General features: G+C 68.7%; 17 protein-coding genes, 1 tRNA gene and 1 riboswitch. Of the genes, 8 read left to right on the top strand and 10 right to left on the bottom strand.

What is annotated here, in order from left to right:
- Positions 1-3: 3 nt before the first annotated feature.
- From ACIBVN_RS22650 to ACIBVN_RS22630, 5 genes are read right to left on the bottom strand one after another with little or no spacing between them, the layout of a single operon-like run.
- On the bottom strand, positions 4-1,464 hold the full coding sequence (locus ACIBVN_RS22650) for a peptidoglycan D,D-transpeptidase FtsI family protein (RefSeq protein ID WP_397139291.1): 1,461 nt from the start codon (positions 1,462-1,464) through the stop codon (positions 4-6).
- A complete protein-coding gene (locus tag ACIBVN_RS22645; RefSeq protein WP_397139289.1) occupies positions 1,461-2,849 on the bottom strand; it encodes an FtsW/RodA/SpoVE family cell cycle protein in 1,389 nt (462 codons plus the stop codon). The genes ACIBVN_RS22650 and ACIBVN_RS22645 overlap by 4 nt, the downstream gene beginning before the upstream one ends.
- Entirely contained in the window at positions 2,850-4,142 is a 1,293-nt protein-coding gene (locus ACIBVN_RS22640; protein ID WP_397139287.1) for a Stp1/IreP family PP2C-type Ser/Thr phosphatase, read from the bottom strand.
- A complete protein-coding gene (locus ACIBVN_RS22635; RefSeq protein ID WP_349452052.1) occupies positions 4,139-4,606 on the bottom strand; it encodes an FHA domain-containing protein in 468 nt (155 codons plus the stop codon). The genes ACIBVN_RS22640 and ACIBVN_RS22635 overlap by 4 nt, the downstream gene beginning before the upstream one ends.
- Positions 4,607-4,623: 17 nt before the next feature.
- On the bottom strand, positions 4,624-5,364 hold the full coding sequence (locus tag ACIBVN_RS22630; protein ID WP_349452051.1) for a DUF3662 and FHA domain-containing protein: 741 nt from the start codon (positions 5,362-5,364) through the stop codon (positions 4,624-4,626).
- Positions 5,365-5,563: 199 nt separating this feature from the next.
- Here ACIBVN_RS22630 and ACIBVN_RS22625 point away from each other — a divergent pair.
- Positions 5,564-5,646: transfer RNA gene (locus ACIBVN_RS22625), tRNA-Leu, on the top strand.
- 236 nt (positions 5,647-5,882) lie between these two features.
- Here ACIBVN_RS22625 and ACIBVN_RS22620 read toward each other — a convergent pair.
- Both ACIBVN_RS22620 and ACIBVN_RS22615 read right to left on the bottom strand, forming a co-directional pair.
- Positions 5,883-6,905 carry a hemolysin family protein gene (locus ACIBVN_RS22620; protein ID WP_397139284.1) on the bottom strand — a complete coding sequence of 341 codons (1,023 nt, stop codon included), beginning with the start codon at positions 6,903-6,905 and terminating at the stop codon, positions 5,883-5,885.
- A complete protein-coding gene (locus tag ACIBVN_RS22615; protein ID WP_397139282.1) occupies positions 6,902-8,251 on the bottom strand; it encodes a hemolysin family protein in 1,350 nt (449 codons plus the stop codon). Before ACIBVN_RS22615 ends, ACIBVN_RS22620 begins: the two co-directional genes overlap by 4 nt.
- A gap of 241 nt (positions 8,252-8,492) precedes the next feature.
- Between ACIBVN_RS22615 and ACIBVN_RS22610 the strand changes: the two genes are divergently transcribed.
- Positions 8,493-9,752, top strand: a complete 1,260-nt coding sequence (locus ACIBVN_RS22610) for an LCP family protein (protein WP_397139280.1) — start codon at positions 8,493-8,495, stop codon at positions 9,750-9,752.
- A 56-nt stretch (positions 9,753-9,808) separates the two neighbouring features.
- Here the strand turns inward: ACIBVN_RS22610 and ACIBVN_RS22605 are convergent, their stop codons facing one another.
- Positions 9,809-10,474 (bottom strand): GPP34 family phosphoprotein, encoded by a 666-nt coding sequence (locus ACIBVN_RS22605; protein ID WP_397139278.1) that lies wholly within the window; start codon positions 10,472-10,474, stop codon positions 9,809-9,811.
- Between the two features lie 23 nt (positions 10,475-10,497).
- Here ACIBVN_RS22605 and ACIBVN_RS22600 point away from each other — a divergent pair, with 23 nt between their 5' ends.
- The gene (locus ACIBVN_RS22600) at positions 10,498-11,103 is read left to right on the top strand and encodes a TenA family protein (RefSeq protein WP_349452046.1); all 606 of its coding nucleotides are present in this window, start codon (positions 10,498-10,500) and stop codon (positions 11,101-11,103) included.
- Positions 11,104-11,168: 65 nt separating this feature from the next.
- Positions 11,169-12,047 carry an Fpg/Nei family DNA glycosylase gene (locus ACIBVN_RS22595; protein WP_397139275.1) on the top strand — a complete coding sequence of 293 codons (879 nt, stop codon included), beginning with the start codon at positions 11,169-11,171 and terminating at the stop codon, positions 12,045-12,047.
- 16 nt (positions 12,048-12,063) lie between these two features.
- Here ACIBVN_RS22595 and ACIBVN_RS22590 read toward each other — a convergent pair whose 3' ends face one another.
- The gene (locus tag ACIBVN_RS22590) at positions 12,064-13,467 is read right to left on the bottom strand and encodes an MFS transporter (RefSeq protein ID WP_397139273.1); all 1,404 of its coding nucleotides are present in this window, start codon (positions 13,465-13,467) and stop codon (positions 12,064-12,066) included.
- Between the two features lie 76 nt (positions 13,468-13,543).
- On the opposite strand from ACIBVN_RS22590, the gene ACIBVN_RS22585 reads away from it, so the two are divergent.
- From ACIBVN_RS22585 to ACIBVN_RS22575, 3 genes are all read left to right on the top strand, one after another.
- Entirely contained in the window at positions 13,544-13,978 is a 435-nt protein-coding gene (locus ACIBVN_RS22585; RefSeq protein ID WP_397139271.1) for a winged helix-turn-helix transcriptional regulator, read from the top strand.
- A complete protein-coding gene (locus ACIBVN_RS22580; RefSeq protein ID WP_344999391.1) occupies positions 13,975-14,298 on the top strand; it encodes a rhodanese-like domain-containing protein in 324 nt (107 codons plus the stop codon). The genes ACIBVN_RS22585 and ACIBVN_RS22580 overlap by 4 nt, the downstream gene beginning before the upstream one ends.
- Before the next feature lie 74 nt (positions 14,299-14,372).
- A riboswitch (TPP riboswitch) is annotated at positions 14,373-14,489 on the top strand.
- Complete coding sequence (locus ACIBVN_RS22575; RefSeq protein ID WP_397139268.1) at positions 14,479-15,810, top strand: purine-cytosine permease family protein; 1,332 nt, start codon at positions 14,479-14,481, stop codon at positions 15,808-15,810. (Overlaps the previous riboswitch by 11 nt.)
- Here ACIBVN_RS22575 and ACIBVN_RS22570 read toward each other — a convergent pair.
- Complete coding sequence (locus ACIBVN_RS22570) at positions 15,776-16,348, bottom strand: methylated-DNA--[protein]-cysteine S-methyltransferase (RefSeq protein ID WP_397139266.1); 573 nt, start codon at positions 16,346-16,348, stop codon at positions 15,776-15,778. The two genes, ACIBVN_RS22575 and ACIBVN_RS22570, sit on opposite strands and share 35 nt — an antisense overlap.
- 96 nt (positions 16,349-16,444) lie before the next feature.
- Between ACIBVN_RS22570 and ACIBVN_RS22565 the strand changes: the two genes are divergently transcribed.
- Positions 16,445-18,313 carry a PAS domain S-box protein gene (locus ACIBVN_RS22565; protein ID WP_397139264.1) on the top strand — a complete coding sequence of 623 codons (1,869 nt, stop codon included), beginning with the start codon at positions 16,445-16,447 and terminating at the stop codon, positions 18,311-18,313.
- Positions 18,314-18,394: the final 81 nt, after the last annotated feature.

The raw sequence follows: 18,394 nt of genomic DNA, 5'->3' as shown, positions 1-18,394 counted from the left end.
CGCTCATTTGTTCAGCACCGCCTCCAGCACGGCCTTTGCGATCGGCGCGGCGGTGTGGCCGCCGGTCGCCTCCGCGCCGACGTTGGCCGCTCCGGACTCGACGATGACCGCGAGGGCCACCTTCGGGTCGTTGGCAGGCGCGAAGGAGATGAACCAGGCGTGCGGCGGCTGGTTGTCGCTAGTCTCCGCGGTGCCTGTCTTGCCCGCTACTTGGACGCCTGAGATCTGCGCCAGGTTGGCGGTGCCGTTCTGGACGACGCTGACCATCATCTCACGCAGCTTGCCCGCCGTCTCGGAGCTGACCGCTTCCGACAGCTCAGAGGGGTCGGCCTCGTCCACCGTGTCGCCCTTGGAGTCGGTGATCTTGTTGACCAGGTACGGCTTCATCACCTTGCCGTCGTTGGCGATGCCCGCTGCGATCATCGCCATCTGCAGCGGCGTCATCCGGTTGTTGCGCTGCCCGATGGAGGCCATCGCCAGGGCGGCCTTGTCCTCCTCCTTGCCGAAGTCGCTCCCGGCCACGGACATCGGCACGGCCAGCGGCTCGCCCATGCCGAACTTCTCGGTCTGCTCCTTCATCTTGTCGTAGCCCAGGTCCATGCCCATCTTGCCGAACGGCGTGTTGCAGGACTTCTCCAGCGCGAACGTCAGCGTGACCGAGCCGGAGCCGCAGGCGGCGCCGCCGTAGTTGGGCAGGCTGATGGTCGTGCCGGGCAGGGGCAGCCGCTGCGGCGCGGGCACGGTGGTCTGCGGACCGCGGGAGTCGTCGTCCTCGAGGTAGGCCGCCATCGTCACGACCTTGAACGTCGAGCCGGGCGGGTAGGTCTGGTCGATCGTCCGGTTGAGCAGCGGCTGGCTCTTGTCCTTGGCGAGCTCGTCGTAGCGCGGGAAGACCTTGCCCTTGTCGGTTCCGGACAGCTCGGTGGGGTCGTAGGTGGGCAGCGAGACCATCGCGAGGATCGCCCCGGTCTTCGGGTCGAGCGCCACGAGGGCGCCGCGCTTGCCGCTCTGCCGCAGCGCGTCGTAGGCCGCCTTCTGGGCCTTGGGGTTGATCGTGAGATCGACGTTGGCGCCCTTGGTCGGCTCACCGGTGAACAGGTCGATGCTCCGCCGCAGCAGCAGGTCGGGGCTGGACCCGTCGAGCAGCGGGTTCTCCGACTTCTCGATCGCGCTCACGCTCTCGGGCGAGAAGAAGCCGGTGACGTGCGCGTAGAGCTTGGCCTCCGGGTACTCCCTGACGAACCTGAACCGGGGGTCCTTGGTCTCGACGGACTGCGCGAGCACCTTGCCGCCCGCAGTGATGCGGCCGCGCTCGATGGCGTAGCGCTCGTAGTAGTTGCGGGTGTTGCGAGCGTCCGTGCTCAGCTCCTCCGCCCGCACGGCCTGCAGGTAGTTCACGTTGATCATCAGGAGCGCGAACATGGCCAGGCAGGCCACGGCCACGCGCTTCAGAGGGCTGTTCATCGCTGAAACACCTGCGTCAGTCCTTCGTTCTGGATCGCCTGGGGCGGGGGCCGCCGCGCCGCATCCGACATGCGTACCAATAGCGCGATAAGGATCCAGTTAGCCAGCAACGCCGAGCCACCCTGGGACATGAACGGGGTGACCAGGCCGGTCAGCGGGATGAGGTTGGTCACACCGCCGACGATGATGAAGACCTGCCAGGCCAGGATGAACGACAGGCCGCCCGCCAGGAGCTTGGAGAACGGGTCGCGGGCCGCGAGCGAGGTGCGCAGGCCGCGCTCGACCAGCAGGGCGTAGATCATGAGCAGCGCCATCAGCCCCGTCAGGCCGAGCTCCTCACCCGTCGCGCTGAAGATGAAGTCGGAGAAGGCCAGCGGGATCAGGTCGGGGTGGCCCTGGCCCAGACCGGTGCCGAGGATGCGGCCCGCGCCCAGCCCGAACAGGCCCTGCATGATCTGGAAGCTGCCGCCGTAGGTGCGGTCGTAGTACGTCGGGTCGCTCGGGTTGAGCCAGACGGCGAACCGGTCACCCACGTGGCTGAAGATCTGCCCGGCCAGGAACGCGCCGCCGACGAACAGCAGGATGCCGATCAGCACCCATGACGTGCGCTGCGTGGCGACGTACAGCATGACCACGAAGGCGCCGAACAGCAGCAGCGAGGAGCCCAGGTCCTTCTGCAGGACGAGCACGCCGATGGCGACCGCCCAGGTGATGAGCACCGGGCCGAGGTCGCGGGCCCTGGGCAGGTCGATGAAGAGCAGCCGCCGCCCGGCCAGCGCCAGCACGTCGCGCTTGGCCACCAGGTAGCCGGCGAAGAAGACGACCAGCGCGATCTTGGCGAACTCCGCCGGCTGGATGGAGGCGGCGCCGAACCCGATCCAGATGCGCGCGCCGTTGATCTCCTTGCCCAGCACGGGCGTCATCGGCGAGATGAGCAGGACCACGCCGATCAGCCCCGCCGTGTACGTCAGCCGCTGCAGCATGCGATGGTCGCGCAGCACGAGCAGCGTCACGGCGAACAGCACGACGCCCGCGGCGGTCATGATGATCTGGGTGTTCGTGGAGGCGCCAGCCTGCATCTTCGAGCCGGAGTTCTCCAGCCGGTAGATCATCACCAGGCCGAGGCCGTTGATCAACGTCACCAGCGGCAGAATCAGGGGATCCGCCCAGGGGGCGAACCTGGCCAGCACGAGATAGGCGGCCAGCATCAGCCCGCCCAGCCCCAGGCCGTACGTCAGCATTCCCGCGGGGACCGCGCCGGTCATCGCCAGGCCCACGTTGGCGTAGGCCCCCATGACGATGAGCACCGCGAGCGCGAGCATGACCAGCTGGGCCATGCGGCGCTTGGCCGGCATCGGGGCGGGGGAGAGTGCGACTTCGCTCATTTACCGTTGCTTCGTCCTGGTCGCGCTCGCGGATGGCGTGGGCGACGCGGTGGCGGTCGTAGCGGGGGTGTCGCTGCTCTTCTGGTCCGCGGAGAACTTCAAAGCGTTGATCTTCGTCATGCCCTCGTCGACGGTGGTGACCGGAATGCCGCTCTTGATCGCCGCCTGGTCGGCCTCGGACAGCTGGGAGAGCTGCCGGCCTGTGGGCTTGGAGACCTTGAAGAGCTGGAACGGGCCCAGCTCCTTCTGGACCCCCTGGAACACGACCACTTCGTCGCCCCTAGCCCCGACGAAGAACTGGTCCTGGGTCCACTGGTAGCCGAAGTAGCCGCCGACGCCGACGGCGACCACGCCTACGCCCAGCACGGTGACCAGCACGGGCCACAGACGACGCCGCCTGCGCCGGGGCGCCTCGGCGACCGGCTCATCGAAGTCGTCGTCGGTGAGCACCGGCTGGGGTGCGGTCACCGCGCTGGCTCGCCCCGGCTGGGTCTCCTGCGGGTTTCCGTGCAGCCGGTTCATGCCCGCGGCGCCGACGACGGCGGCCTCGGCGGCCACCTGCTGCCCGTCGGCGAGGTCCACCACGTCGGCCAGCACGCATGTGATGTTGTCGGGCCCGCCTCCCCTGTTGGCCAGGTCGATGAGCTGGCGCACGACCTCTTCCGGGTCGTCGATGTTGGTGAGCGTGGCGTGCAGCGTCTCCGCGCTCACCACACCGGACAACCCGTCGGAGCACAGCAGGTAGCGGTCGCCCACCTGTGCCTCGCGGAGCGTGAGGTCGGGATCGACCTCGCCGCTGCCGTCGAGCGCCCGCAGCAGGATCGAGCGCTGCGGATGCGTGGCGGCCTCTTCCGGCGTGATGCGCCCGTCGTCGACGAGCTGCTGCACCAGCGTGTGGTCATGGGTGATCTGGTAGAGCTCCCCGCGTCTGAGCAGGTAGGCGCGCGAGTCGCCGACATGCACCAGAGCGACCTGGGTGCCGTGCCAGAGCATGGCCGTGAGAGTCGTGCCCATGCCTTTGAGGCTGGGATCCCGCCCCACCATTTCGTGCAGCCGGCGGTTGGCGTCGCGTACCGCTGCCTCGATGGCGTTGAGCAGGTCACCCCCCTGTTGGGCCTCTTCCAGAGAGGCCATGGCGGCGATGGCGACTGAGCTCGCCACCTCGCCGTGTGCGTGCCCGCCCATGCCGTCGGCGACGGCGAGCAGGCGGCCGCTAGCGTACGCCGAGTCCTCGTTTCCTTCGCGGAGGAGGCCGACGTCCGAGCGGGCGGCGTAGCGGAGTGCGATGGTCATTTGCGCAATTCAATGACTGTCTTGCCGACGCGGATCGGAACACCGAGCGGCACCGGGGTCGGACGGGTGACTTTCGAGCGGTCGAGATACGTGCCGTTGGTCGAACCGAGATCTTCCACGATCCACTGACCGTCCTGGGGGGAGAGCCGGGCGTGCAGGCTGGAAGCGTAGTCGTCCGTCACAACCAGCGTGGCGTCATTGGCCCGGCCAATGGTGATGGGCGTCTCCGTCAGGTTGATGGTGGTGCCTTGCAGCGGGCCACCGGTAACGATGAGCTGGCGTGGCTCGCCCTTTTTGCTCTTGGGCTTCGCCACGGGTTTGGCGGGTTTCACGTTACGTGGGCCCGCGGGAGCCGTGCGTGAACCGAACAAGTCAGTCCGGATCACGCCGACTGCGGCAATGACGAAGAACCACAGCACCGCCAGGAAGGCGAGCCGGATCAGCAGCAGCGTGAGCTCGGACATGGACCGTTTGTCTACCCCTAATCGCGCCGGAACACCAGAGTCGTACGCCCCAGCGTCACTCGCGTGCCGTTCTGGAGCTCGATCCTGCGTACCGGCTGGCCGTTGACGAAAGTGCCGTTCGTCGATCCCAGATCGACGAGGGCCACGAGCTGGCCCTCGACGCGCAGCTCCGCGTGGTGCCGCGAAACGCCCGGGTCGACGAGACGAAGATCGCAGTCGGTGCCCCTGCCGAGCAAGGTCACCTGAGTGGTGAGCTCGTAGGAACGGTCGCCCTGCGGGTCGTCCTGAGTGGAGACGAGCAGCCTGGGCCGCCCGTTGAACGCGTGCGGCCGGGACGGAGGCAGGTCGCTCGCCGGCTGGCGAATCTCGTCCTGCTCGACCGTCGCGCCGCGAATGACGCCGGACCTGATGCGGAACAGGCCCACAGCCAGGTCGCCGGCGGTCTCGAAGCGGACCCGGACCGGTCCCACAAAGGAGTAGCCCTGCTCCTTGGCGTACTCCCTGGCGAGGTTGGCCAGCTCGTGGCTGATGCTGTCGGCGTAGACCTCAAGCCGTTCGCTGTCGGTCGTGGAAAGCTCAACCACGAAGTCGTTGGGCACGAGCGTGCGACCCTGAGCGACGATCGCCGCACGCTCATCCATCTCCCGCTGAACCGCGCTGGCGACCTCGACCGGCTGAAGGTCAGATTTGAACGCCCGTGCAAAGGCCCCCTCAACCAAGCCTTCGAGCCTCCTCTCGAAGCGCTGAAGGACTCCCACCGGGTACCTCCCTTCCTCCGTGCATATGATCGCGGCCCCAGACGCGTCCGGCGCCCGGTTTCCGCTCGTTCCCACGTCACGGCGTCCCTGGCGCTCGTCGGCTGTCGCGCCCAGCTCCTCCGCTCCCGTGTCTTATGCGATCGTATCCGGGTTCAGTACCACTGGCTGTTCCGTGCTAGTGTTCTTTCCGCACCCACAAGGGCGGGTGGCGGAACGGCAGACGCGCACGGTTCAGGTCCGTGTGTCCGAAAGGACGTGAGGGTTCAAATCCCTCCTCGCCCACTCGGTGACTGGGGATCCTTGGTCGCCATCCCTTCCGGGATGGCTCCCTCGGGTCCCCTCGTCGTTTCTTCCGGGGGATAACCCCCGGACCCCCAGCGTTTTCCGGGGGAGTCCCCCCGGGACCCCCCTTCCCGGGAGAGGTCTCCCGGGCCCTCCATATGGCTGCGGGCCGTATTCATGGCAGACCCACACTGGCGAAGTGTTTGCTGGATCGCAAGGGGTCGATGCTGTGTGATTTAGGTCACAGCTAGGGTTCTGGTGTCCAGGAGTTCGCCCAGCAGGTCTGTGAGGGTGACCATTCCGATCACTTCTCCTGGCTGGTTTGTTACCAGGGCCAGGTGGGCTCTTGCCTCCTGGAGGGTCGTTACCGCTTCTGGGACCTGGGTTACGCAGGGGAGTTTTGGTGCTGGTCTGGTTAGGTCCTGCGCTTTGCTTGAGGGGTGTAGGAGGGCGTCTCGGGCGTGTAGGGCGCCCTGCACGTTGTCTGCGGTGCCTACCAGGAGGCGGAGGTGGCCGCTCTTGGCGGCCGTCTCTTTGATTTCTGCGGCGGTTGCCGACGGGGGCACCATTACCGCCTTGTTGATGGGGACCATCAGGCGTTCTATGCCCTCGTCGTCCAGTCTCAGGGCGCGGGTCAGGAGGTCGTGTTCCTCTCTGTCCAGGAGGCCCATCCTGCCTGACTCGCCTACCAGCATGGCCAGTTGGCGGGGGGTTCTGGTTGTTGCGAGTTCGTCTCTTGGTTGGACTCCGAACAGGCGGAGGATGAGGTTTGTCACGCCGTTGAGAGTTGAGAGCAGTGGGCGCATCAGCCAGGTGAACGCGCGGAACGGGAGCGTGAGGAGGAGGACCGAGCGCTCTGGGTGCGTCAGCGCCCAGGACTTGGGGGCCATTTCGCCTATCACCATGTGGAGGAAGGTCACCAGGGCCAGGGCGATTGTCAGTGCTATGGGGAGGCGTAGGGCTTCTGGGACGCCTACGGCGGCGAAGATTGGCTCCAGGGCGTGTTCTATTGCTGGTTCCGTTACCTGGCCCAGGCCCAGTGTGCACAGGGTGATGCCCAGTTGGGCGCCGGCGAGCATGAGGGAGAGCTGTTTGCCGCCGCCTATGGCCGACCTCGCCGTCAGCCTTATCAGGCGGTTGTTGTTGCGGGAGGCGATCTCCTCCAGGCGGTGGCGTCTCGAGGAGACGAAGGCGAACTCCGCGGCCACGAACAACGCGTTGAAGGCCAGCAGCGCCAGGCTGAGAATGAGCAGGGTCATCGTGCCGCCTCCGCGTGCTTGACCGGCGACAGGCGGACCCACTCGGGCACCCTGCGGTTGAGGGAGATCACTGTCAGCTCTACCAGGTGTTCCGGTTCCTGCTCCGCGAACGGGTCGGTGTCCTGCTCGATCGGGACCGTCACCGTGTCGCCCTCCTCGGGCATCCTGCCGAGCCTCGCGAGGACCAGGCCCGCGAGCGTGTCGTAGTCGTCGCTCTCCGGGAGTGCCACGCCGGTGGCCCGCTCCACCTCGTCCAGCCTGAGCGTGCCAGGGACCTCCCAGACGCCGTCCGGCTGCTCGACCGCGCCGACCGGCTCCGGGTCGTTCTCGTCGACCAGCTCGCCGACCAGCTCCTCCGCCAGGTCCTCCACCGTGATCACGCCGGCCAGGCCGCCGTACTCGTCGATGACGCAGGCGATGTCGTCCTTGGCCGCGCGCATCCTGTCCAGGACCGCCGGTATCGGCACCGAGTCGGGGATGAGCAGGGCCGGCCGGGTGATGTCTGCGATCTGGCCCTCGTCGAGGCCCGAGGAGAGGAGTTCGCGTACGCCTGTCACGCCTGCCACGTCGCCGTCCTCGTTGAGTACGGGGTAGCGGGAGTGGCCGCACTTGCGCATGATCTCGATGAGGTCCTCGATCGTCTGGTCGTCGCGTAGCACCACCACGCGGGGGCGGGGGACCATGATTTCCTCCGCGGTCCTGTCGCCGAACTCCAGGGCCCGTTCCAGGAGGTCTGAGAGCCTGGGCGGCAGTTCGCCGGCCCTGGTGGACTCCTCGATGATGCGGGAGAGCTCCTCCGGCGTCGCGCCGTGCTCCACTTCCTCGACCGGCTCGATGCCCACGCGCCGGAGCAGGCCGGTCGCCGCGGAGTCGAACAGCTTGACCACCGGGCCCACCACGGCCAGATAGACCAGCGTCGAGCTCGCCAGGAACTTGGCCACCGGCTCCGGCCTGGCGATGCCGAGGTTCTTCGGCGCCAGCTCGCCCAGGACCATCTGGACGACAGTCGCCACGAAGACTCCGATGGCGACCGAGAGGCCGGTGATCATGGTGTCGGCCATACCGGTGTCCGCCAGCCAGGGCCGTACGATCGTGGCGATGGCGGGCTCGGCCAGGAAGCCGACCAGCAGCGCCGTGACGGTGATGCCGAGCTGGGCGCCGGAGAGCATGAAGGAGAGGCGGGACGTGACCTGGAGCGCCTTTTCAGCGGCTTGGTCGCCCGCGGCAGCCTGCTCGCGCAGGAGCCCGCGGTCGGCGGCTACGAAGGCGAACTCCTGAGCGACGAAGTAGCCGGTCGCCGCCGTGAGGAGGAGGAGGGCCAGGAGGCCCAGATAGGCGCTCACCATGGTGAGCTCTCAGAGGAACCCGTGCCACAGCACGGGCGAAGACTCCATGGGTCCGGAGCGGACACGATCATCCCTTCGATAGAGGTCGTCCATAACCGTAACGATGCTGTTGGCGTCTATGTTTCCGGAGTGACTCTTCGCGGGTTCCGCGTACTTTTACGTGGGAAAACCTTGGCGGAAAGTCTTCACTGCTGCGGGGTTCGACGTAGCGTCTATGACAAACCGAAGGGAAGTAGGCGAAGTGTCTGAGGACGACCGGACGCGGGCCATGCGGTCACCAGGCGACGGCCGCCCGCTGCCACCCAAGCCAAATGACGGCCTGCGCTCAGGCGGTGCGCCGGCCCACGAGGCCCCGTTCGGGGGGCCGGGCGCGCGCACGCACAAGCTGCCGGCGGCCTCGCAGATTCCCGAGCCAGGCTCCTCCTCGAATGAGCAGCCCAGGGCCGGCTCGCGCGTGTACGGCAGGGCGCGTTCCGGCAACAGTCCGGTCCGGCCGCTGCGCTCGAAGGGCGGCGAGCCGTCCGGGCCCAGGAGAGCGCGCGGGCGGTTGTCCGGCAAGACCATCCTGAAGATCGTGGCCGGGGTGCTGGTCGTCCTGCTCGTGGCGGCCGTCGGCCTGTTCTTCTGGATCAACTCCCGGATCGTGGGCATCGAGGGCGTGCTCGACGACTACCCGGGCCGTGTCGCCGACACTCCCGGCACCAACTGGCTGCTCGTCGGCTCCGACAGCCGCAAGGGCCTGTCGGCCGCCCAGCGGAAGAAGCTGGCCACGGGCAGGGCCGTCGGGCAGCGTACGGACTCGATGATGCTGCTGCACATTCCCGACACCGGTGACAAGCCGACGCTGGTCAGCCTGCCGCGCGACTCGGCGGTCACCATCCCCGGCAAGGGGCGCGACAAGCTCAACGCCGCCTACAACGGCGGGCCGCAACTGCTGGTCCGCACCGTGGAGACGGTCACCGGGGTGCGGATCGACCACTACATGGAGATCGGGTTCGCCGGGTTCGTGAGCATCGTGGACGCCATCGGCGGGGTCGAGATCAACGTACGGGCCGCCGTGGACGACCCGAAGGCGGGGCTCAAACTGAAGAAGGGCACGCAGGTGCTCAACGGCGCCCAGGCACTCGGATACGTGCGGACCCGCAAGGGTGGCGCGCTGCCCGACTTCGAGCGGACCAAGCGGCAGCGGCAGTTCCTGGGCGCGGTCGTGAAGAAGGCGGCCAGTCCCGGGGTGCTGATCAACCCGTTCACGTCGATCCCGCTGGCGATGAGCGCCACCGACGCGGTCACGGTCGACGACGGGACGGGGGCGTTCGACATGCTGTCGCTGGGGCTGGCGATGGGCGACAGCCCCGTGACGACGGTGGTGCCGTTCGGCGGGAACGAGGCCGTGCCCAGCGGCGGCACGGCGGTCAAGTGGGACCGCGTCAAGGCTCTGGCCCTCTTCGACGCGCTGAAGAACGACAAGCCGGTTCCCCAGGACATCATCGACAACAAGTGAGCGGTGTTTTCGGCCTTTGGCGGCCCGCCGGTGTCTCGGCGGGCCGCCGTGTTCTCTCAGCCGGAGAGCAAGCCTGTGGTGGTGGTCGTGGTGGTGATGATGACGACGTTCGCGGCGGCCATCGCGGCTGCCTGGACGCCGGCGATCGTCTTGGCGACCGCGTCAACGGCCCAGGCGCCCTCCATGACTTCGGCGACGCGTTGTTCGCTGCCCTCGGGGAAGACCTCGCGGTCGAGCTTGGCCGCGTGCACGATCGCGATCAGGGCGGCTGTGCGGGCGTCCGGGTCCGCGCCCGTCAGGACGCCGTGCACCCGATCCCTGACCTCCCCCTCCACGCTCGGGTCGGCCTCGGGCCAGCGCATCGTGGTGAAGATGATCATTCGCTTGGCCCGCTGCTCCGACAGCACGCCCGACTCCGCCAGCCTGGAGAGCAGGCGCTGGCGCAACTCGGCCGAACGCAGCTGCTTGATCCACCAGACCGGCTTCTGCTCCGTGCTCTCCGAGGCGATGCGGGCGAGCGCGGCGTCCAGCTCGGCGTCGCCGAGCGGGGACGCGTCCTTGAGCGTCACCTTCTCGTCCGAGACCTCCACCCGTTCGCGGATGGCGAGTTCGGCGAGGATGGCGCCGGCGAGCGCGGGGTCCAGCTGGGGCCAGCTGATCAGTGGCATGCCGTCTTCGCTGTAGGCGAGCAGGAGGACTTCCTCAGCGATCGTCACAGTCATGCTTCGACACTAACCTCCCAACCATGACCATCTCGGAGAAGCTGCACGCCATCGGCCGCCCGCTGCTCAAGGCGCAGCTCGAGCACCCCACCGTGGCCGGCATCGGGCGTGGCGACCTGCCCGAGCCGGTGTTCAGGTCGTGGCTGGAGCAGGACTACCTGTTCCTGCTCGACTACGTACGGGTCTTCGCGCGGCTGGCCTGGCAGGCTCCCGCCGGGCATCTGGGTGACCTGGTGGACCTGGCGCACACCACGTACCACGACGAGCTGAGCCTGCACAGGTCGATGTCGGCGGAGTTCGGGGCCGATCTGGAGGGGGCGGTGAAGGGGCCGGCGTGCGCGGCGTACACGGCGTTCCTGCTGGAGTCGGCGGCGTCGTACGGGGAGGGGCTGGCCGCGCTTTATCCGTGTATGTGGGGCTATTCGAGTCTTGGGCGGATATTGGCGGAGAATCCGCCTGCTGAGCCGAGATATCGGGCGTGGGTGGACACGTACGCGGATCCAGGGTTCGAGGCGCTGACCGTGCGCATCGCGCAGATGATCGACGAGGCGGGACCGGATCCGGCGCGGGCGGAAGCGCTGTTCGCCGAGGGCATGGCGCACGAGCTGGCCTTCTGGGACGTGCCGTAGTCGTCTTCGTCTGACACGGTTTCCACAGGCTGTGGACGGCTCGGTGTGCGCCGTACCCTGGTGGCATGCCGGAACTTCCCGAAGTGGAGTCTCTCGCCCACTTCCTGCGCGAGCGGGCGGTGGGTCGTACGGTCCTGGGGGTCGACGTGGTGGCCATCCAGGCGCTCAAGACGTTCGACCCGCCCGTGACCGCGTTGGGCGGGCTGACCGTCACCAGCGTGTCGAGGCACGGCAAGTTCCTCGACCTCGACTGCGACGGCCTGCACCTGGTCATCCATCTGGCCAGAGCGGGGTGGCTGCGCTGGCGCGACGACCTCTCGGGCGCCAAGCCCGTACGCCCCGGCAAGGGGCCGCTCGCGGTACGGGTCCGGCTGGCGCCCGACGAGGAGGGGCTGGCGCCCGGGTTCGAGCTGACGGAGGCGGGGACGCAGAAGCGTCTCGCCGTCTATGTCACGAAAAATCCGGAAGACATCCCCGGCGTCGCCTCCCTCGGTCCCGACCCCCTCGACGAGTCCTTCACCGTGGACGCGCTCAAGCGCATCGTGGGCGGCAACCGCACCCAGATCAAGGGGCTGCTGCGCGACCAGAAGGTCATCGCGGGCATCGGGAACGCGTACTCGGACGAGGTGCTGCACGCGGCCAGGATGTCCCCGTTCAAGATCGCGTCGTCGTTGACGGACGCGCAGATCGCCGACCTGCACGAGGCCATCGTCACCACATTGAGGGAGGCGGTGGAGCGGGCGCACGGGCTGGCGGCCAAGGACCTCAAGGCCGAGAAGAAGTCCGGGCTGCGCGTCCACAACAGGACGGGGCAGCCGTGCGACGTGTGCGGCGACACGATCCGCGAGGTGTCCTTCGCCGACTCGTCCCTGCAGTACTGCCCCACCTGCCAGACCGGCGGCAAGCCCCTCGCCGATCGGCGCCTGTCCCGGCTGCTCAAATGACCCGTTGCGCGGGTGCTCAGGCGCCGATCGGCACCCGGTCCGCCTCCCGGGTCCCCGTGCGCCTGCGCAGGCCGATCGCCGCCACCACCGCGCCCAGCAGGGTGGCCGTCACCGGGACCGCCAGGGCCGTGCGCAGCGCCGTGAGGCCGGCCTCCGCCGTGGTCCCGTCGCCCAGGGCCGCCACGTTGACCGCCGTGACCATCGACAGTCCCAGGGCCGCGCCGAACTGGAACGACGTGTTGATGAGACCGCTCGCCAGCCCCTGCTCCTCCGCCGCGATGCCGTCCGTAGCCACGATCGTGAGCGGGCCGTAGACGAAGGCGAACATCAGGCCGATCAGCAGCATCGAGGGCAGCATGGCCGCGTACGTCCAGTCGAGCCCCACCCCGAGGAAGAGCGCGTACGCCAGCAGCCCCGACAGCAGGCCGCCCATGACGACCTTGGCGTTGCCGTACCGGTTGACCAGCCACGGCGTGAGCGTCGGGGCGAGGACCACGTCGGCGGCGGCCGCCAGCAGGGCGAGGCCCGTCTGGATGGTGGACCAGCCGCGCAGCTCCTGCAGATAGAGCGTGACCAGGAACTGGAAGCCGAAGAACGAGGCGGTGAGCAGGGCGGCCATCACGTTCGCCCGGACGAGGGCGCCCGACCTGAGTATGCCCAGGCGGACCAGGGGGTGGGGGGAGCGGCGTTCCACGGCCACGAAGGTCCCGAGCAGCGCCAGGCCACCGAGGAAGGCGGCCGCCGTCAGCGGCCAGCCGTCGGACGGGTGCTCGAGGCGTACCACCCCGTAGACCAGCAGCATCATCGCGCCCGTGACGCTCAGAGCGCCCGCCATGTCGAAGCCGCCGCCGCGAGACTCGGAGGGGGACTCCTTGAGCAGGGGGATCGCGGCGAGGAGGATCACCAGCGACAGCAGGACGGGCGCGAAGAAGACCCAGCGCCAGCCGAACGCGGTCAGCAGGCCGCCGATCACCAGCCCGAGCGCGAAGCCGCCCGCCGCCGTGCCGGCGTAGATGAGCAGGGCCCGGTTGCGCCGTGGGCCCTCCGGGAAGGTCGTGGTGAGCAGGGAGAGCCCGGCCGGGGTCATGAACGCGGCGGCCACCCCCGTGACGAACCTGGCCACCAGCAGCACCCACCCCTCATGAGCGAATCCGCCGAGCCCGGAGAAGGCCAGGAACACCCCCAGCCAGAGCAGGAACATCCGCCGCCGGCCCAGCAGGTCGGCCGCCCGGCCGCCGAGCAGCATGAAGCCGCCGTAGCCGAGCACGTACGCGCTCACGACCCCGCTCAGCACCCCCGTTGACAGCCCCAGGTCGGCCCTGATGGACGGGAGGGCGACGTTGAGCATGGCCACGTCGATGCCCTCGAGAAAGATGGCTCCGCACAAAACAATCAGCACGCCCCAAGAGCGAGCAGGCATGACAAACTCCCGGTTACTTCTAGGCATGTCGGTTCTCTCTTGTAACCGGACACATCATCAGCGAACATGGAATGTCATGGAAGAAGGCACTTCAAAATCACTCGGTTACTGCGACAGCACCGTGGAAGCCGACTACGACGTTCGCCAGTGGGACGCCCGCGAGGACTGCGAGGTCCGCCAGATACTCGACCGCATCGCGGACAAGTGGTCGCTGCTGGTGATCGCCCTGCTCGACTGCCAGAGCCTGCGCTTCACCCAGCTCCGCCGCGAGATCGACGGCGTCAGCCAGCGCATGCTCAGCGTGACCCTGCGCCAGCTCGAGCGCGACGGTCTGGTCAGCCGCACGGTCCACCCCGTCGTGCCGCCCAGGGTCGACTACGCGCTGACGCCGCTCGGCCGTACGCTGCACCAGACCATAAAGGCGCTGGTCACCTGGACGGAGGAGCACCAGCGGGAGATCGCAGAAGCGCGTGCCGCCTACGACGAGAGGCGCGAGATGATGGAGTCATGACCGTTCCTGAGATCGAAGCCAGTGCCGTTCCCGACGACGCCTACCTGCTCGACGTCCGAGAGCAGGACGAGTGGGTCGCCGGGCACGCGCCGGAGGCAGTCCACATCCCCATGACCCAGATCCAAGGGCGGGTCGACGAGGTGCCCGGCGACCGGACGGTCTACGTCGTCTGCCGGGTCGGCGGCCGGTCCCTGCAGGTCGCGGCGTGGCTCAACCAGCTCGGGCGCGACGCGGTCAACGTCGGTGGCGGCATGCAGTCGTGGGAGTTCGCGCGTCGCCCGATGGTCAGCGAGACGGGGCAGACGCCTTTCGTGGCCTAAAATCTTCTCAAAGCACGCGTAAAGCCTCCCTGTGGCGTTTCTGCCGCCACTAGGGCATGATGAGGGCGCCAACTTCAGATCGTCGCGGGAGCTCGGGGTTCACCGGGCTGAGAGGGCAGCACACGATCCGCTGCCGACCGCCTGAACCTGTCCGGGTAATGCCGGCGTAGGGAGTGTGCGATGACGCATGTCGCCGACGAAGTTCCCCTGACCCTCGAGGGCAGGCCGCCGAAGACCCTGGGCGTGCTCGACCAGGGTGCGCTCTGGGCGAACCTCGGCGTGAGCCTCCTGGGCTTCTCCGGAGCGCTGCTCCTGCTCGACCCGCTCGGCGGCGCCCCACTCAGCCTGGCCGCCGCGCTGGTGGCCGTCGTGGTGGGCAGCCTGATCGGCACGGCCATGGTCGGCCTGTCCGCCATCCCGGGCACCCGGACTGGGCAGCCCTCGATGGTGCTGCTGCGAGGGCTGTTCGGGGCGAGGGTCTCGTACGTGCCCACGGTGCTGAACATCGTGCAGATGATCGGCTGGGGCGCGTTCGAGCTGTGGGTCATCGCCAAGGCCGCCGGCGCGATCTTCGGCGCGGTGCCGTACGCGGTGTGGGTGATCGTGGCCGGAGCGCTGACCACCGCGCTCACGATCTGGCCGCTCGGGTCGGTGCGGATCCTGCGGCGGTACGTCACCATCGGCGTGATCGTGTCGCTGGTGTGGTTCGCCTGGTTCTTCCTGACCCGGGCGCCCGTGCACACCGGCGGGTCCTGGACGGCGTTCGCCCCGGCTGTCGACTACGTGATCGCGCTGTCGGTGTCGTGGGTGCCGATGGCGGCAGACTTCGCCCGGCACTCCAGGTCGAGCGGGGCCGCGTTCACCGGCGTGGTCGGCGGGTACACGCTGGCGCAGGTGGCCTGCCTGGGGCTGGGCGTCTACGCGGTGGCGATGGCGGGGGCGGACGCGGTGCTGGCCGATGGGACGTCGGTGTTCGGCCCGTTCGTCGCGGTGCCGCTGGGCGCGCTGTTCTTCGCGATCCTGGTGCTGCGCGAGACGGACCAGTCGTTCGCCAACGTCTACTCCACCACGGTCTCGCTGCAGAACCTGATGCCGCGCGTGGACCGGCGCATCTTCTCCACCGCCATCGGCGTGCTGACCGTCGTGATCGCCCTGTTCGTGGACGTCACCTCGTACGGGGCGTTCCTGGGGGTGATCGGGGCGGTGTTCGTGCCGATGTTCGCGGTGCTGGCCGTGGACTACTTCGTGCTCGGCGGCTCGCGCGGCTGGAACACCGAGGAGAACGCGCCCTCGCGCTGGTCGAGGCTGGTGCCGTGGGCCCTCGGCTTCGTCGCGTACTGGCTGACGACCTCCACGCCCACGGTCCCGAAGTGGGACGCCTTCTGGCAGTCGGCCCGCGAGGCCATCGGCTTCACCCGGCAGCCGTGGATGAACGGCGCGCTCGGCGCCGCCGTCGTGGCCGCGCTGGTGGCGCTGCTCATCGGCTCGTTGACGCGCGCTTCTCGACGTTGAGCAGGTGCTGCTTGGCCGTGGGGCCGCCCGCGTAGTCGCCGAGCCCGCCGTCCTCGCGCACCACCCGGTGGCACGGCACGATCACGCACACGGGGTTGGAGGCCAGCGCGTTGCCGATCGCCCGCAGCGCGCGGGGCCTGCCGATGCTCGCGCCGATCTCCTCCAGCGTGGTCGTCGTGCCGTACGGGACCGCCGTCGTCTTCTGCAGCACCGTACGGGCGAACGGCGTGGCCAGCGTCAGGTTGACCGGCGTGGCGAAAGCCCGCAGGCGGCCCGAGAAGTATGCGTCCAGCTCCCTGCGCACCGGGTCGAGCCGGCGCGCGTCCGGCCCGATGAACGTGCCCACATGCCTCGTGAGCAGCGCGAACACACTGTTCTCCGGCTCGAAGCTGCACGCCACGATGCCCTTGCCCGTCACCGCGAGCACCAGCCTGCCCACGGCGCCGTCATAGGTGCCGAAGGCGATGTCGGGGGGCGTCTCGCCTCGATAGGTGCTGGAGGTCACCCGCAACAAGGCATCGAGATCGCCACTCGACATGGCACCCACCCTCCCCACCCACCGAGAATCGCCGTGACCGCAGCGTATCGGACGGATCGCCCGACGCACTCACCGTGCCACGTGCACTATGGAGGAGTGGGGGACGAATGGGCCGGGAGTGACGACGAGATAGCTCGTGCTGCGCTCGCCTGTTCGCCCAACGCCGTCGTGGTCGTCGACCGGGACCAGAGCGTGCTGGTCTGGAACGAGGCTGCCGAGCGGCTGTTCGGGTGGACGGCGGAGGAGATACTCGGGCGCCGCGCGCCGATCGTGCCCGGCGAGCTCACCGCCGAGCACAACGCCGTGCTCGAGCGCGTACGCACCGGCGGCCAGGTCTCGGTCCGCACCAAGCGCCTGCGCAGCGACGGGACCGTCCTCGACGTGCGCGTCGACATCAGCGCGCTGCGCCTGGGCAGCGCCGTGGCCGGGTACGTCTGCGTGCACCATCTCGCGCGCGCCGACGAGCTGGCCAGGAACCGCATGGCCCGCCGGGCGCGCCTGGTGCGCAGGCTGACCGACGTGGTGGGCGACATCAACTCCGAGCTGGAGCTCTCCGCCGTGCTCGACCGGATCTCGGCCAGCCTGACCGAGCTCACGGGGGCGGACGCGGGCGGGTTCGTGCTGATCGAGGGTGACAGGTTACGCCTGGTCAGCACGTACCAGCTGCCGGACGCCATCAGGGGCACCACCACGGACCTGCGCACGAGCCTCGTGGACAAGCTCTTACGCACCGGCAAGACCGTCCTGCTGCAGTCGGACGGGCTGGACGACCTGGTGTGGGCGCGGCTGAACGGCCTGCACACGATCGCGCTCGGCCTGGCCGCCGTCGGCGGGCGCCCGTACGGAGCCCTGTACGCGCTGTTCGCCGAGAGCACGCCCGGGCACCTCGAACTGGAGCTGCTGGAGCTGCTGGCCGGGCATGCGGGCATCGCCGTCGGCAACGCGGTGGCCTACCAGGAGGCGGTGCGCCAGCGCGCGCACGAGCAGGCCGTCTTCGACGCCAGTGCCGACGGCATCGCCGTGCTCGACGAGGCCGGCCGCGTGGTGCGGTGGAATCCGGCCGCCGTCGAGCTCACCGCGTTCTCCGCCGAGGCCGTCATCGGCGGGCCGCCGCCGTTCCCACTGCCCAAACCGGGCGAGAAGGTCACGTTCCAGATGGAGAGCGGGCGCTGGCTGGACGTCGTGAGCGCGCGGATCGAGGAGACCGGCGAGGTGGTCATCGACTTCCGCGACGTGACCACGGCCAAGGAGCTCGAGGAGGCCAAGGACCTGTTCCTGGCCACGACCAGCCACGAGCTGCGTACGCCGATCACGATCGTGCGCGGGTTCGCCAGCACGCTCGACAGGCGCTGGGACAAGATGAGCGACCCGGAGCGCCGCTCGGCCGTGCACACGATCGCCGAGCGGGCCAGGTCGCTGGGTGAGCTCATGGACCACCTGCTGCTCGGCGCCAGGGCGGGGGCGGACGAGCTGAAGGTGCGGATCGAGGAGTTCGACCTGGCCGAGCGGATCGACGCGGCCACCCTCGGGCTGCCCGCGCTGTCGGACAAGCACCGGGTCGAGGTGGACATCCGCGACGGGCTGCCGTACGTGCTGGGTGACGCGCTGGCCACGGACATCGTTCTGGGGCAGCTGCTGGAGAACGCGTTCAAGTACTCGCCCCAAGGTGGGCTGATCGGCGTGGCGGCGTGGCCCGAGGACGACAACGTGGTCGTGGTCGTGGACGACGAAGGGGTGGGCATCGCGCCGACCGACCGGGAGCGGATCTTTGAGAGGTTTGTCCAGGTGGACAGCGGCGACCGGAGAAGGTTTGGTGGAGTAGGGCTCGGTCTTTACATCGTCCGCAGCCTCGCGAGGGCACAGGGGGGAGACGTGAGCGCCCATCCGCGACCCGGAGGGGGCACGAGAATGCGGCTCTTGCTACGAGCTGTTTCCCCTATCGGATCCGACACACCGATGCGGTAACGAGGTGGTCACAGTTGCGCTGATCTATCGTCCAATGTGCACAAGCTGTGATCGAGATGCGGTTTCTGGGATCGAGTAACG

The organism is Nonomuraea sp. NPDC049400 (genome assembly GCF_044466425.1).
Lineage (GTDB): Bacteria > Actinomycetota > Actinomycetes > Streptosporangiales > Streptosporangiaceae > Nonomuraea.
This window is presented reverse-complemented; position numbering and strand designations above follow the sequence as displayed.

What these genes read in the sequence shown, in the direction of transcription:
- ACIBVN_RS22650 (WP_397139291.1), bottom strand. Translation starts at nt 1,464, where the DNA reads ATGAACAGCCCTCTGAAGCGCGTGGCCGTGGCCTGCCTGGCCATGTTC.
- ACIBVN_RS22645 (WP_397139289.1), bottom strand. Translation starts at nt 2,849, where the DNA reads ATGAGCGAAGTCGCACTCTCCCCCGCCCCGATGCCGGCCAAGCGCCGC.
- ACIBVN_RS22640 (WP_397139287.1), bottom strand. Translation starts at nt 4,142, where the DNA reads ATGACCATCGCACTCCGCTACGCCGCCCGCTCGGACGTCGGCCTCCTC.
- ACIBVN_RS22635 (WP_349452052.1), bottom strand. Translation starts at nt 4,606, where the DNA reads ATGTCCGAGCTCACGCTGCTGCTGATCCGGCTCGCCTTCCTGGCGGTG.
- ACIBVN_RS22620 (WP_397139284.1), bottom strand. Translation starts at nt 6,905, where the DNA reads ATGACCCTGCTCATTCTCAGCCTGGCGCTGCTGGCCTTCAACGCGTTG.
- ACIBVN_RS22615 (WP_397139282.1), bottom strand. Translation starts at nt 8,251, where the DNA reads ATGGTGAGCGCCTATCTGGGCCTCCTGGCCCTCCTCCTCCTCACGGCG.
- ACIBVN_RS22605 (WP_397139278.1), bottom strand. Translation starts at nt 10,474, where the DNA reads ATGACTGTGACGATCGCTGAGGAAGTCCTCCTGCTCGCCTACAGCGAA.
- ACIBVN_RS22600 (WP_349452046.1), top strand. Translation starts at nt 10,498, where the DNA reads ATGACCATCTCGGAGAAGCTGCACGCCATCGGCCGCCCGCTGCTCAAG.
- ACIBVN_RS22595 (WP_397139275.1), top strand. Translation starts at nt 11,169, where the DNA reads ATGCCGGAACTTCCCGAAGTGGAGTCTCTCGCCCACTTCCTGCGCGAG.
- ACIBVN_RS22590 (WP_397139273.1), bottom strand. Translation starts at nt 13,467, where the DNA reads ATGCCTGCTCGCTCTTGGGGCGTGCTGATTGTTTTGTGCGGAGCCATC.
- ACIBVN_RS22585 (WP_397139271.1), top strand. Translation starts at nt 13,544, where the DNA reads ATGGAAGAAGGCACTTCAAAATCACTCGGTTACTGCGACAGCACCGTG.
- ACIBVN_RS22580 (WP_344999391.1), top strand. Translation starts at nt 13,975, where the DNA reads ATGACCGTTCCTGAGATCGAAGCCAGTGCCGTTCCCGACGACGCCTAC.
- ACIBVN_RS22575 (WP_397139268.1), top strand. Translation starts at nt 14,479, where the DNA reads ATGACGCATGTCGCCGACGAAGTTCCCCTGACCCTCGAGGGCAGGCCG.
- ACIBVN_RS22570 (WP_397139266.1), bottom strand. Translation starts at nt 16,348, where the DNA reads ATGTCGAGTGGCGATCTCGATGCCTTGTTGCGGGTGACCTCCAGCACC.